Origin of the sequence: Methylobacterium amylolyticum, from assembly GCF_030700245.1 — a bacterium.
GTDB lineage: Bacteria > Pseudomonadota > Alphaproteobacteria > Rhizobiales > Beijerinckiaceae > Methylobacterium.
Genome location: NZ_JAUYZI010000024.1, coordinates 22,263 through 35,646 on the forward strand (window position 1 = coordinate 22,263; position 13,384 = coordinate 35,646).

Sequence of the window (13,384 nt, forward strand, 5' to 3'; positions counted from 1 at the left end):
CGTTCGATTTGTTCCGATCTGTGGACAAAGACAGTTAATCCGTGCGCCGCGATGGAATACGCAGTCGGACCCATAGGTTAAGTTTACTCTGGTTCCCGATATTGCTTGAACGAGTCGGCGTCGTCCTGCTTCCTTCAGAGTGCGAGGTCCGCGGAATGCGGCCGCGTCCCGCAGTTCCCGCGTCTCCCGAAGGATCCATCGATGACCACGCCGGTCGCCCGTCTTCCCCTGCTCGCCGCCGCGCTGGGCGGCCTCCTCCTCGCGGCGCCCGCTCAGGCCGGCGGCTGCTACGGTCCGTCGTGCTACCGCTACGTCGCGACGCCGCCGGTCTACGGCACGGTGCAGGAGAACGTGCTGGTCCGGCCGCCGCGCACCGTCTACCGCACGGTCCCGCCGGTCTACGACACCGTGTCTGAGCAGGTGATGGTCTCCCCCGGGGGCCGGGTCTGGCAGACCAGCCGCGGCCCCGGCGGCGAGCTGGTGGGCTGCTGGGTGACGACGCCCCCGCGCTTCGCCCTGCGCAGCCGGACCGTGCTGGTCCGCCCCGCCCAGTCGATCCCGGAGACGATCCCGCCGGAATACGCCACCGTCAGCAAGCGGGTGCTCGTGGCCCCGGCCCGGGCCGGCTGGGCGCCGGCGGGCGGGGGCTGCGGTCCGGGCTGCTACGGCGGCTACCGCGCGGCGGCCTATACCGGCTCGATCCCGGACGCCCTCGGCATCGCCGGCGCGAGCTCGGCCGATATCGGCGTTGCCCTCGGCTTCTCCACCGGCAGCATCTACGACGGCTACTGAGGCGGCTCCGGCCCCATCCGATCCTGACGGCGGCCCGGGCCTCTCGCCCGGGCCGTCTTGATTCCGGAGGACGCCGCCGTACCCTTCGGGCCGAAGGCAGAGGGAAGTCGTTCGATGGGCACGTTCAAGGCCTGGGTGGTCGAGAAGACCGAGGGCGGCCAGACGCTCGCGTTCCGGGATTTCGACGACGCCGACCTGATGGACGGCGACGTGACCGTGCGGGTCACGCACTCGACCGTGAACTACAAGGACGGGCTCGCCATGACCGGCCGCTCGCCCGTCGTGCGCCGCTTCCCGATGATCCCCGGCATCGACTTCTCCGGCGTGGTCGAGACCTCGGACCACCCCGACTACAGGCCCGGCGACGCGGTGGTCCATACCGGCTGGGGCGTCGGCGAGACCCATCTCGGCGCCTACGCCGAGCGCGCCCGGGTCAAGGGCGACTGGCTGGTGCCGCTGCCCGCCGGGCTCTCGCCGGAGCAGGCGATGGCGGTCGGCACGGCGGGCTACACCGCGATGCTGAGCCTCATGGCGCTCGACGCCCACGGCGTGACCCCCGCCCACGGCCCGGCCCTCGTCACCGGCGCCTCGGGGGGCGTCGGCTCGGTGGCGGTGGCGCTGCTCGCCCGCGCCGGCTGGCACGTGATCGCCTCCACCGGCCGCGCGGGCGAGGCGGACTACCTCAAGGGCCTCGGCGCCGCCGAGATCCTCGACCGGGCGGAGCTCGCCAAGCCCGGCCGGCCGCTGGGCAAGGAGCGCTGGGCGGCGGCGGTCGACGCGGTCGGCTCCGTCACGCTCGCCAACGTGCTGGCGATGACGAAGGCGGACGGGGCGGTGGCCGCCTGCGGTCTGGCGCAGGGCATGGACCTGCCGACCTCGGTGGCGCCCTTCATCCTGCGCGGCGTCTCCCTGCTCGGCATCAACAGCGTCACCACGCCCCAGTCCAAGCGCCGCGAGGCGTGGGCGCGGCTGGCGCGCGAGCTGGATCTGGAGAAGCTCGCGGCGATGACGAGCCGCATCCGCCTGGAGGAAGTCGGCCGCCTGGGCGAGGCGATCCTGGACGGCAAGGTCCGCGGGCGGACGGTGGTCGAGGTCGCCTGAGGGGAACCGCGGCCGTTCCTCGCGGATTGCCTGCTTCATGAGCGTCGCATTCATCCGTGAGCCGGAGGGCGGGGAAGCCTTCGAGGATCTTCCCGACCGGCCGATCTCGCCGCACACCAACTTCGTCACGCCGCAGGGGCTCGCCCAGATCGAGGCTGAGGTCGCGCGCCTCCAGCGCGAGGTCGGGGAACTCGACCGCAGCGACAAGGCCGAGGACGCCCGGATCGGGCGCGACCTGCGCTACTGGCTCGCCCGCAAGAACACGGCGCAGCTCGTCGAGCCGCTCGACGGCGACACGGTGCATTTCGGCGCCACGGTCACGGTGCTGCGCGAGGACGAGGACGGCGGCGAGAGCCGGCAGACCTTCCGCATCGTCGGCGAGGACGAGGCCGACCCGCACAAGGGCTCGATCTCCTACGTGGCGCCGCTGGCCCGGGCCCTCACCGGCAAGAGCATCGGCGACGTGGTCGAGGTGAACGGCCGCGAGGTGGAGATCGTCGCGATCGAGGCCTGACGCGGGCGGTGCGGCCGCCGCGGCCGACGACCTCACTCACGCCTCGTAGCGGTCGAGGAACGCCCCGGCCTCGAGGCTCCGGAAATCCGCGAGCGCCCGGAACAGCCGGTCGTGCGGCCAGTCCCACCACGCGAGCCGGTCCATCCGCGCGCCGAGATCCGGGGCGAAGCGCGCGCGGATCAGGCGCGCCGGCACGCCGCCGACGATCGTGTAGGGCGCCACATCCCGCGACACCACGGCGCCCGCGCCGACCACCGCGCCGTTGCCCACCGTGACGCCCGGCAGCACCGTGGCGCCGTGGCCGATCCAGACGTCATGACCGACGGTGACGGGCTGCGCGCGCCGCCGCGCGAAGAACGCCGCCTCGTCCGCGGCGCCCTCGAAATAGTCGGCGGCCCGGTAGGTGAAGTGGTGCAGGGTGGCCCGCTCCGTCGGGTGGTTGGTGGCGTTGAGGCGCACCATCGCGGCGATGTTGACGAACTTGCCGACGCGGCTCGCCCAGAGCGAGCAATCCTGCATCACGTAGGAGTAGTCGCCCAGCTCCGTCTCGGAGAGGCGGGAGCGCGCCTCGACCTCGGTGTAGCGGCCGAGCGTCGAGGCGACGACTTCCGCGGTGGGATGGACGAGGGGGGTATGCTCGCTGAGCTTGGGCATCGCGCGGCCGCCGTGCTGAGGTCCGGTCGCCCGGGTTCGGGCCCCGTCCCGTAGCGCGCGCGTTTGTCGGGGGCGTGATGGTCGGGCAGGCCGGGTTCAGCGGCGTCCCTCGAAGGCCGGGCGCAGCGGCCGGATCGCCGCGGCGACGTGGTCCATGAAGGCGCGCACCCGGGCGGCGCGGCGCAGATCCGGATGGGTCAGGATCCAGAGATCGGCGGACAGGTCCGGCTCCGGGTCGGTGAGCCGCCGCAGGCCCGCGTCGGAATCGGCCTCGAAGCAGGGGAGGGGGGCGATCCCCAGCCCGGCGGCGACCGCGGCGCGCAGCCCCGTCACCGCGTTGAGCCGCACCCGCACCCGGTCGGGCTCGGCGCGCGCCCGCACGAAGCGCGCGAACAGCCCGCCGGCGACCGACTCGGCGACGCCGATCCAGGGCTCCCGCGCGAGATCGCCGTAGGTGCCCCCGGCCAGCCCGTAGACGGCCCAGGCGATCCCGGTGAGCCGGCGCCCGACCAGGGTCTCGTCCGGGCCGCGGCTCGCGCGCAGCGCCACGTCCGCGTCGCGGCGCGAGAGGTTCAGCGCTTCCTCGGCCAGGATCAGGTCGAGGCGGATCGCCGGGTGGCGGGCCGAGAAGCCCGCGAGGATCGGCATCATCAGGCCGCTCGCGAACCCGGCAGGCGCCGTCACCCGCAACTCGCCCGAGAGCGTGTCCGCCTGGCCCGCGAGCGCCCGGGAGAAGCGCGTCACGTCCGCCTCGATCCGCTCCGCGGCCTCGACCATCGCGGCCCCGGCCTGGGTCGGCACGTAGCCGGTGCGCCGCCGCTCGAACAGCGGCGCGTCGAGGCCCGCCTCGATCGCCGCGAGGCGCCGGAAGGCGGTGGAGTGGTCGATGCCGAGCGCCGACGCGGCCGCCGCGAGGCCGCCGCCCTCGGCCACGGCCTTTACGAACCGAAAATCGTCCCAGCCGGCCGGCACGCGCTATCCTTGCATTTCCGCAAGGGCACTCTTGCAGCCCTCGGCCTTCCTGCAAAGCCGCGGACGCGCGATTGACGGGCCGGTGCGCCGCCCCGGGGGCGTTCGCACGTGGACCCGCAAGAGACACGCTCGAGAGGAGAGCCCGCCGTGGCGAAGATCCTGGTGCTGTACTACTCGACCTACGGCCACGTGGAGCAGATGGCCTACGCCGTCGCCGAGGGTGCCCGCGAGACCGGGGCCGAGGTCGCGGTGAAGCGCGTGCCGGAGCTGGTGCCCGAGGAGGTCGCCCGGAAGAGCCACTTCAAGCTCGACCAGCCCGCGCCGATCGCCACCGTGGACGAGCTGGCCGAGTACGACGCGATCATCTTCGGCACGCCGACCCGCTACGGCAACATGGCCTCGCAGATGAAGCAGTTCATCGACCAGACCGGCGGCCTGTGGATGAAGGGCGCGCTGGTCGGCAAGGTCGGCTCGGTGTTCACCTCCACCGCCTCGCAGCACGGCGGCCAGGAGACGACGCTCACGAGCTTCCACACCGTGCTGTTCCACCACGGCATGGTCGTGGTCGGGCTGCCCTACGCCTTCCCGGGTCAGACCGGCGTCGAGGCGGTGAAGGGCAACACCCCCTACGGCGCCAGCACGATCGCCGACAACGACGGCTCCCGCCAGCCGAGCGCGGTCGAGCTGGACGGCGCCCGCTACCAGGGCCGCCACGTGGCCGGCATCGCCGCCAAGCTCGCCTGAGGGCAAGAAAAAAGGCTCGGATCGCTCCGAGCCTTGGAAGGGGAAAGGCCAATGGGGGCTGAGATGGCCTTCGTAACCGGATAACGGGTACTGGGCGGCACGGTTCCACCGTGATCCGAAAAACTCAGCGCGGCGCTGCGGCCCGGGCCAGCCGGTCGCGGATCGCCTCGCCGAGGCCGTCGTCCGGGATCGGCACCACCGCGATCGTCTCGGCCCCCGTGGCATCGAGATCGCGCAGTGCGCCGAACAGGCGGGCCGCCGCCTCGGCCGGGTCCCCCGCCGGGCTGAGGTCGCGGACGGCGCGGGCGCCCTCCAGGCCCGGCGGCCGGGCCGCGCCGAACAGCAGCACGGCCTCCCCCGGCGCGATCCGCTCGGCGTCGAGGCGCACGCGGGCCCGCGGCGCGTAGTGCGATGCGAGCAGGCCCGGCCCCGCCGGCCGCTCGGCGTCCGACGCGTTCGCGTCCACGGGATCGGTGCCGAGGACCGCGCGTAGCGCAGCGCGGGTGATCCCGCCCGGACGCAGCAGCCGCGGCGGCCCGCCGAGGCAGGCGACCACGGTCGATTCGACCCCGACCTGCGTGTCGCCCCCGTCGAGCACGGCGGCGATCCGCCCGGCGAGATCGTCGAGGACGTGGTCCGCCCGGGTCGGGCTGACCCGACCCGAGCGGTTCGCGGACGGCGCGGCCACCGGCCGCCCGACGGCGGCGAGCAGGTCGCGGGCGAGGGGATGGGCCGGCACCCGCAGGGCGACGCTCGGCAGGCCGGCGCGGGCGAGGTCGCAGACCCGCGTGCCCGGGTGCGCCGGCACCACCAGCGTCAGCGGGCCGGGCCAGAACGCCGCCGCGAGCGTCTGCGCCGCCGCGTCGAACATCCCCTCGGCCCGGGCCGCCTCGGTATCGGGCAGGTGCGCGATCAGCGGGTTGAAGCGCGGGCGCGCCTTGGCGGCGAAGATCCGCGCCACCGCCGCCGGGTCGCCCGCGTCGGCGCCGAGGCCGTAGACCGTCTCGGTCGGGAAGGCGACGAGGCGGCCCGCGCGCAGGAGCGCCGCCGCCGCGGCGAGCCCGTCCGCGTCGGGCCCGAGGAGCCGTGTCTCGACCGGGGCCGTTGACCCGGGATCGCTCATGCGGGATGCCATCTCCGGCGAACGTCGCACCGCCTCGCGCGGTGGAGCGACAGCGGCCTAGCCCCGTGCCCGCGCGCAGGTCAAACGCGCCGGCTCGGGAGGCCTGGGGCGCAGGGCGCCGGGAGGATCCGACCACGATGAGCTACCGCGCCCCCGTCCCCGAGATGCTGTTCACCCTGCGCCACGTCGCCGGGTTGGAGGCGGTCGACCCCGAGGACGCCGCGGCGATCCTGACCGAGGCGGCCCGGATCGCCGACGGGGTGATCGCGCCGCTGAACCGGGTCGGCGACCGGCACGGCACGCCGTTCTCCGAGGGCCGCGTCACCACGCCGCCGGGCTGGCGGGACGCCTACGGCACCTTCACCGCCGGGGGCTGGAACGGGCTCTCGGCCGATCCCGACCACGGCGGCCAGGGCCTGCCGAAGCTCGTCGAGGCCGCCTGCACCGAGATGTGGAACGGCGCGAACCTCGCCTTCGGCCTCTGCCCGCTGCTGACGCAGGGCGGCATCGAGGCGCTCTCCGCCCACGGCTCGGACGACCTCAAGGCGCGCTACCTCGAGAAGCTGGTCTCCGGCGAATGGCCGGCCACCATGAACCTGACCGAGCCGCAGGCGGGCTCGGACCTCGCGCTCCTGCGCACCCGTGCCGAGCCCGTCGGCGACGGCAGCTATCGGATCACCGGCGCCAAGATCTACATCACCTACGGCGAGCACGATCTTTCCGACAACATCGTCCACCTCGTGCTGGCCCGGCTGAAGGATGCGCCGGCCGGCACCCGCGGCATCTCCCTGTTCCTGGTCCCCAAGGTCCTGCCGGACGGGTCCGCCAACGACCTCCGCTGCTCGGGCATCGAGCACAAGCTCGGCATCAACGCCTCGCCGACCTGCTCGATGGCCTTCGGCGACGGCGGCGGCGCCACCGGCTGGCTGATCGGCGAGGAGAACAAGGGCCTCGCCTGCATGTTCACGATGATGAACGCGGCCCGCCTCAATGTCGGGCTCCAGGGCGTGGGCATCGCCGAGGCCGCGACCCAGAAGGCGCTGGCCTATGCCCGCGAGCGCCGGCAGGGCAAGGCGCTCGGGGCGGTCGAGGCGACGAGCCCGATCGTCGCCCACCCGGACGTGCAGCGCATGCTGCTGACCATGAAGGCCTACACCGCGGCGGCGCGCGGCATCTGCTACCTCACCGCCGCGGCGCTGGACGCCGCGCAGGGCCCCGAGGGCCGCGCAGCCCTCGACCGCGCCTCGCTGCTGACGCCGGTGGCCAAGGCGTTCTCCACCGATCTCGCCAACGAGATCACCTCGCTCGGCGTCCAGGTCCACGGCGGCATGGGCTTCGTCGAGGAGACCGGCGCCGCCCAGCTCATGCGCGACGCGCGCATCCTCGGCATCTACGAGGGCACCAACGGCATCCAGGCGATCGACCTCACCGGCCGCAAGCTGCCGCTCAACGGCGGCGCCACGATCCGTGCCCAGATCGCGTGGATGCGCCGCGTCGCCGAGGGCCTGCTGAAGAGCGCCGAGCCGGCCTTCGGCCACGGCGCGGCGCGGCTGCGCGCGGGCATCGAAGCCCTCGACCGGGCGACCAGCCACCAGCTCGCGGCGCTCGGCTCGAACCGGCCGGAGGCGGCGCTCGCCGGCGCCGCGCCGTACCTGCGCCTGTTCGGCCTCGCCCTCGGCGGGGCCTGCCTCGCCAAGGCGGCCCTCGCCGCGTCCGCCGCGCTCAAGGCCGGCGAGACGGATCCCGCGCACGCCGCCCGGATCGCGCTGGCGCGGTTCTACGCGGAGAACCTGCTGCCCGCGGCCTCCGGGCTGGAGCAGGCGGTGCTCGCGGGCGGCGGCTTCACGGACGATGCGGCGGTGGCGCTCGCGGGCTGAGAGGGTACGGACATGGCGCACAATGTCTCGGTCGCGGATCTCGACGGCGGCGTCCGCCTGATCACCCTCGACCGCCCGGAGAAGAAGAACGCCCTGACCGGCGCGATGTACGACGCCCTGCGCGACGCCCTCGTCGCGGCGGACGCCTCGGAGAACATCGGGGCGGTGGTGTTCGCGGGCCAGCCCGGCGTGTTCAGCGCCGGCAACGACCTCGCCGATTTCGTCGGTCAGGCGGAGCGGGGCTTCAGCGAGGCGCCGGCGCTCCAGTTCATCCGCCAGCTCGCGCGCACGCGCACGCCGATGGTGGCGGCGGTGGACGGCATCGCGGTCGGCATCGGCGCGACGCTGACCCTGCACTGCGACCTCGTCTACGCGAGCCCGGCGGCGCGGCTGCGCCTGCCGTTCGTGGAGCTCGGCCTCGTGCCGGAGGCGGCGTCGAGCTACCTGCTGCCGCTGCGGATCGGGCGGCTGCGGGCGACAGAGTTGCTGCTGCTCTCGGAGGCGCTCGACGCCGACGGGGCGCAGGCGCTCGGGCTCGTCAACGCGGTGATCCCCGCCGACATGCTGGTCGAGCACGCCGTGGCCCAGGCCGGGCGGCTGGCGGCCCTGCCCCGCGGCGCGCTCGCCGCCTCGCGCAAGCTGATCCGCGGCGATCAGGCCGCGGTCGAGGCGGCGCTGGAGGCGGAGGCGGCGGCCTTCGACGCGCAGCTCCGCTCGCCCGAATCGCAGGAGCGGCTCAGAGCCTTCCTCTCGCGGGCCAAGCCTGCTTCCGCGTGAGCGCCCCCGACCTGTCCCAGAAGATCTGCCTCGTGGCGGGGGCGTCGCGGGGCGTCGGGCGGGGGCTCGCCCGGGCGCTCGGCGAGGCCGGGGCGACGGTGATCGTCACCGCCCGCTCCAGCGAGACCGGCCCGCGCACCGAGATGCGCCCGGAGGCGATCGAGGACACCGCCCGCATGGTCGACGCGGCGGGGGGCTCCGGCCACCACTACCTCTGCGACCACCGCTCCGAGCGGGCGACCGACGCGCTGGTGCACTGGGCCCTGCGCCGGTTCGGGCGGATCGACGTGGCGGCCTGCGCGGTCTGGGGCGGCAACGAGGGCTACGACGGGACGCGCTACCCCGACGGGGCCGGCTGGGGCACGCCGTTCTGGCGCCGCTCGGCCGAGCCGTTCCTCGGCCTGATGCAGGCGGGCCCGCTGCCGGCGCTGCTGCTGGCCCGGGCGGTGGCCCCGGCGATGGTCGCCGCCCGCTCCGGCCTGATCGCGCTGGTCTCGTTCGGCACGCAGGACGGCTACCTCGGCGACGTGTTCTACGACGCGGCCAAGGCCGCCACCAACCGGCTGGCCCTGGGCTTCGCCCGGGAACTCGCGCCCCACGGGGTGACGGCGCTCGGCCTCTCCCCCGGCTCCGTCGCCACCGAGCGGGCCCGCGACCTCGGGCGGGAGGATCTGGCCACCGAGAGCCCGCTCTACGCCGGCCGGGCCCTCGCCGCGCTGGCCGCCGACCCGGCGGTCGCGGCCCGCGCGGGGCAGATCCTGCACGCGGGCGACCTCGCGCGGGTCTACGGCTTCACCGACGCGGACGGCACCCGGCCGGAGCGGTTCCGGGTCGGGCCCTGAGGCCGGCGCGGCCTGTCGCGCAAATGGCGCAACCGCGGGGCAATCGTCGGCCCGGGCCTCGTCGTCCTCGACAAAAACACTTGATTCCGCGGGCCATTGACGGCGTCCTGCCGCTGGCCTCGATCGGCGGGTGCACCGCGATCGTTGCGGGAGCGAAAAACGGCCTCAATTCTCCCGCAGGCAGAGGGCCGATCCTGGCCGCCGTCCGACTTTGACCCGGGCGTGGTGCGGCGCATGTGGAGCGAGGGAAACAAGCATGTCGGACGCGAACACGGCCCCCCGCGTGCTGATGGTGTTCCCGAAGTTCTACGAGAACTCGATGTGGAACTTCAAAGAGGCGATGGAGCTGCAGGGCGCCCGCGCCCCGGCGCCGCCCCTCGGCCTGATCACGCTCGCGGCGATGCTGCCGAAGGCGTGGGACATCCGGCTGATCAACCGCAACTGCGAGACGCTGACGGACGAGGAGATCCAGGCCGCCGACCTCGTGATGACCGGCGGCATGCTCCCGCAGGAGCCGGACTGCCTGATCGTCATCGAGAAGTGCCGCGAACTCGGCACACCGGTCTGCGTCGGCGGCCCCGCCCCGACCTCGACGCCGGAGATGTACGACCGCGCCGACTTCATCGTGGCGGGCGAGGCGGAGGGCATCCTCCCCGAATTCGTCGCCGCCTGGGAGCGCGGCGAGCGCACCGGCCGCTTCACCGCGCCGAAGTTCAAGGCCGACGTGACCAAGAGCCCGATCCCGCGCTTCGACCTGCTGACCTTCAGCCACTACCTCTACATCGGCGTGCAGTTCTCGCGCGGCTGCCCGTTCACCTGCGAGTTCTGCGACATCATCGAGCTGTACGGCCGCGCCCCGCGCACCAAGACCACGCCGCAGATGCTGGCCGAGCTCGACCGCCTGTACGCGCTCGGCTACCGCGGCCACGTCGACTTCGTCGACGACAACCTGATCGGCAACAAGAAGGCGATCAAGCTGTTCCTGCCGCACCTGATCAAGTGGCAGGAGGAGAAGGGCTACCCGTTCAAGTTCTCCACGGAAGCCTCGCTCAACCTCGCCGACGATGACGAGCTGCTCGGCCTGATGCGGCAGTCGAACTTCTACGCGCTGTTCACCGGCATCGAGACGCCGGACGAGGCGACGCTGATCCAGACGCAGAAGAAGCAGAACACCAAGCGCTCGATCGCCGACAGCGTGCACAAGCTCTACGAGGCGGGGATGTTCGTCACCGCCGGCTTCATCGTCGGCTTCGACAGCGAGAAGGACAGCGTCGCCAAGGCGATGTCGACCTGCATCGGCCAGACCGGCATCCCGATCGCGATGGTCGGCCTGCTCTACGCCCTGCCGAACACCCAGCTCTCCCGCCGCCTGCGCAAGGAGGGGCGCCTCTACGAGAACTACGCGCTCACCACCGCCGATCAGGGCGACCAGTGCACGCAAGGGATCAACTTCGTGCCGCTGCGGCCGCAGCGCGACATCCTCGCCGACTACCGCGAGGTGCTGAAGGAGGTCTACGACCCGCCGAACTTCTTCGACCGGGTGCGCGAGGTGAGCCGCCGGCTGAACCGCCCGAGCTTCGCCACGCACAAGGTGCGCTGGGGCGCGGTGGCCAAGGACCTGTGGTCGCTCGCCCGGATCATCTGGCGGATGACCGTGCGCCGGCCGGAACTCGCCAAGCACTTCTGGAGCGTGTTCCTGGAGACCGCCCGCAAGAACCCGGCCGCGATGGAGGCCGTGGTGACGAACATGGTGCTGTACCTGCACGTCTACCCGTTCTCGCGGTACGTCATCAAGGAGATCGACCGGCGCATCGCCGACCTCGACGCCGGCCGCTGGGTCAAGCCGCCGATCATGGCCGCCGACAACGACGCCGCCTGCGGCACGCAGAAGGTCGGCAAGGTCGCGGTCAAGCACCTCGCCGCCGTCGCCTGACGCCGGACAGGCAGGATCCGAAGGACGAAGGCCGCCGCGGGGACGCTCCCGCGGCGGCCTTTTTCATGGCCGGACGCCCGGTGCGCCGCCGGGCGTCCGGGCCGCGCGGCCGGCGTCGCCGCGTCGGGTTCAGCCGCGTCCAGGGGCCGAACCTGTCGCCGCCGGCCCGCGGGCCGACGCAGGACTGTCTCCAAAACGGCACAATCACGGGAGATCAGTCCATCCGCCGCGGTTGTACGCGTCGGTCGCGTTGGCGGTCGCGGCCGATCGGATAGGCTGATCGACGGGCGTGGACCGGCGTCGGCGCGGAGATGACAGTCATGACGGATCGGGCCCGGACCGCCCCGCGCGTTCTTCTCGTGTTCCCGCGCTTCGACGCCAACTCGTTCTGGTGCTTCAAGGAGCCGGCCGAGCTGCACGGGGCGAAGTACTCCGCGCCGCCGCTCGGCCTGATCACCCTCGCCGCCCTGCTGCCCACCGCGTGGCAGCTCCGGCTCGTCGACTGCAACACCGGCGAGCTGACCGAGGACGACGTGCGCGGCGCCGACCTCGTGATGACCGGCGGCATGCTGCCCCAGTGGCCGAGCACCACGGCGGTGATCGCCCTGTGCAACCGGCTCGGCGTGCCGGTCTGCGTCGGCGGCCCCGCCCCGACCTCGACGCCCGAGGCCTACGCGGCCGCCGATTTCCGGGTGCTCGGCGAGGCCGAGGGCATCATCCACGAGTTCGTCGCCGCCTGGGAGCGCGGCGACCGCGCCGGCGAGTTCCGCGCCGAGAAGTTCAAGGCGGACGTGACCAGGAGCCCGATCCCGCGCTTCGACCTGCTCAACTTCCGCGACTATATCTACATCGGCGTGCAGTTCTCCCGCGGCTGCCCGTTCACCTGCGAGTTCTGCGACATCATCGAGCTGTACGGCCGCAGCCCGCGCACCAAGACGGTGTCGCAGATGCTCGGCGAACTCGACCGGCTGCACGCGCTGGGCTACCGCGGCCACGTCGACTTCGTCGACGACAACCTGATCGGCAACAAGAAGGCGGTGAAGCTGTTCCTGCCGCACCTGATCGAGTGGCAGAAGGCGCGCGGCTACCCGTTCCGCTTCTCGACCGAGGCCTCGCTCAACCTCGCCGACGATGCCGAGCTGCTCGGCCTGATGCGCCAGGCGAACTTCTTCGTCGTGTTCATCGGCATCGAGACGCCGGACGAGACGACGCTGATCCACACCTCCAAGAAGCAGAACACCCGCCGGTCGATCAGCGAGAGCGTCCACCGCATCTACGCGGCCGGCATGTTCGTCACCGCCGGCTTCATCGTCGGCTTCGACACCGAGACCGACGCGATCGGCGACGCGATGATCGGCTGCGTGACCGACACGGCGATCCCGGCGGCGATGATCGGCCTGCTGACGGCGCTGCCGAGCACGCAGCTCCACCGCCGGCTCGCCCGCGAGGGCCGCCTGCACTCGAACGAGGACTGGGACCGCGAGATGCCGGGGGACCAGTGCACGGCGGGCCTCAACTTCGCGACGAAGCGCCCGCGGCGGCAGATCCTGGCCGATTACCGGCGCATCCTGGGGGTGGTCTACGAGCCCCGCGCCTTCTTCGACCGGGCGACCCGGGTCGGCCTCGCCCTCGACCGCCCGCGGCTGCGCGAGGAGACGGTGAACTGGCGGCGGATCGCGCACGACCTGCGCACCTTCGTCCGCCTGAGCTGGCGCATGAGCGTCGGGCACCGGGAGCTCGCCGGCCCGTTCTGGCGGATGGTCCTGACGCTCGCCCTGCGCAACCCGCGGGCGTTCGAGTTCGCGATGGTGAACGTCGTGATGTTCACCCACCTCTACCCGTTCTCGCGCTTCGTCATCGCGACCCTGGAGCGCCAGATCGCGGCGATCGACGACGGCAGCTACGTCGAGCAGGTGCCGCTGCCGGCCAACACGGATGCCGCCTGCGCGCGTCCGGCGGCGCTGCCGGCGGTGGCCTGAGGGCTGCGCGGAGGGGTCGGGCGGCGGTGCACAGCGTCCCCTTGGCGCCGTCCGCCGGACGGGTCTTGTGCCTGGA

The 13,384-nt window shown here is 73.0% G+C and carries 12 protein-coding genes; 9 read left to right on the forward strand and 3 right to left on the reverse strand.

Going from position 1 to position 13,384, the window contains the following annotated elements:
- Positions 1-201: 201 nt before the first annotated feature.
- The 3 genes from Q8W71_RS17385 (at position 202) to greA (ending at position 2,407) form a co-directional block, all read left to right on the forward strand.
- Entirely contained in the window at positions 202-792 is a 591-nt protein-coding gene (locus Q8W71_RS17385; RefSeq protein ID WP_305526650.1) for a hypothetical protein, read from the forward strand.
- Positions 793-906: 114 nt separating this feature from the next.
- Positions 907-1,893, forward strand: coding sequence for an acrylyl-CoA reductase (NADPH) (gene acuI / locus Q8W71_RS17390; protein ID WP_305526651.1), 987 nt, complete (start codon positions 907-909; stop codon positions 1,891-1,893).
- A 37-nt stretch (positions 1,894-1,930) separates the two neighbouring features.
- Positions 1,931-2,407 (forward strand): transcription elongation factor GreA, encoded by a 477-nt coding sequence (gene greA / locus Q8W71_RS17395; protein WP_305526652.1) that lies wholly within the window; start codon positions 1,931-1,933, stop codon positions 2,405-2,407.
- A 36-nt stretch (positions 2,408-2,443) separates the two neighbouring features.
- Here greA and Q8W71_RS17400 read toward each other — a convergent pair whose 3' ends face one another.
- On the reverse strand, positions 2,444-3,061 hold the full coding sequence (locus Q8W71_RS17400; protein ID WP_305526653.1) for a DapH/DapD/GlmU-related protein: 618 nt from the start codon (positions 3,059-3,061) through the stop codon (positions 2,444-2,446).
- Positions 3,062-3,157: 96 nt separating this feature from the next.
- Complete coding sequence (locus Q8W71_RS17405) at positions 3,158-4,033, reverse strand: LysR family transcriptional regulator (RefSeq protein ID WP_305526654.1); 876 nt, start codon at positions 4,031-4,033, stop codon at positions 3,158-3,160.
- Between the two features lie 147 nt (positions 4,034-4,180).
- Between Q8W71_RS17405 and wrbA the strand changes: the two genes are divergently transcribed.
- Positions 4,181-4,777 carry an NAD(P)H:quinone oxidoreductase gene (wrbA, locus tag Q8W71_RS17410; protein ID WP_305526655.1) on the forward strand — a complete coding sequence of 199 codons (597 nt, stop codon included), beginning with the start codon at positions 4,181-4,183 and terminating at the stop codon, positions 4,775-4,777.
- Between the two features lie 124 nt (positions 4,778-4,901).
- Here the strand turns inward: wrbA and Q8W71_RS17415 are convergent, their stop codons facing one another.
- On the reverse strand, positions 4,902-5,900 hold the full coding sequence (locus Q8W71_RS17415; RefSeq protein ID WP_305526656.1) for an L-threonylcarbamoyladenylate synthase: 999 nt from the start codon (positions 5,898-5,900) through the stop codon (positions 4,902-4,904).
- Positions 5,901-6,037: 137 nt separating this feature from the next.
- On the opposite strand from Q8W71_RS17415, the gene Q8W71_RS17420 reads away from it, so the two are divergent.
- The 5 genes from Q8W71_RS17420 to Q8W71_RS17440 all read left to right on the forward strand — a co-directional run bounded on the left by Q8W71_RS17420 (position 6,038) and on the right by Q8W71_RS17440 (position 13,308).
- Positions 6,038-7,777 carry an acyl-CoA dehydrogenase gene (locus tag Q8W71_RS17420; RefSeq protein WP_305526657.1) on the forward strand — a complete coding sequence of 580 codons (1,740 nt, stop codon included), beginning with the start codon at positions 6,038-6,040 and terminating at the stop codon, positions 7,775-7,777.
- A 12-nt stretch (positions 7,778-7,789) separates the two neighbouring features.
- The gene (locus tag Q8W71_RS17425) at positions 7,790-8,554 is read left to right on the forward strand and encodes an enoyl-CoA hydratase-related protein (protein WP_305526658.1); all 765 of its coding nucleotides are present in this window, start codon (positions 7,790-7,792) and stop codon (positions 8,552-8,554) included.
- 32 nt (positions 8,555-8,586) lie between these two features.
- Positions 8,587-9,396, forward strand: a complete 810-nt coding sequence (locus Q8W71_RS17430) for an SDR family NAD(P)-dependent oxidoreductase (protein WP_305526733.1) — start codon at positions 8,587-8,589, stop codon at positions 9,394-9,396.
- A gap of 256 nt (positions 9,397-9,652) precedes the next feature.
- Positions 9,653-11,329 (forward strand): B12-binding domain-containing radical SAM protein, encoded by a 1,677-nt coding sequence (locus Q8W71_RS17435; protein ID WP_305526659.1) that lies wholly within the window; start codon positions 9,653-9,655, stop codon positions 11,327-11,329.
- A 320-nt stretch (positions 11,330-11,649) separates the two neighbouring features.
- Positions 11,650-13,308: a B12-binding domain-containing radical SAM protein gene (locus Q8W71_RS17440; RefSeq protein ID WP_305526660.1), complete on the forward strand. Its 1,659-nt coding sequence runs from the start codon at positions 11,650-11,652 to the stop codon at positions 13,306-13,308.
- The last annotated feature ends 76 nt before the right edge of the window (positions 13,309-13,384 follow it).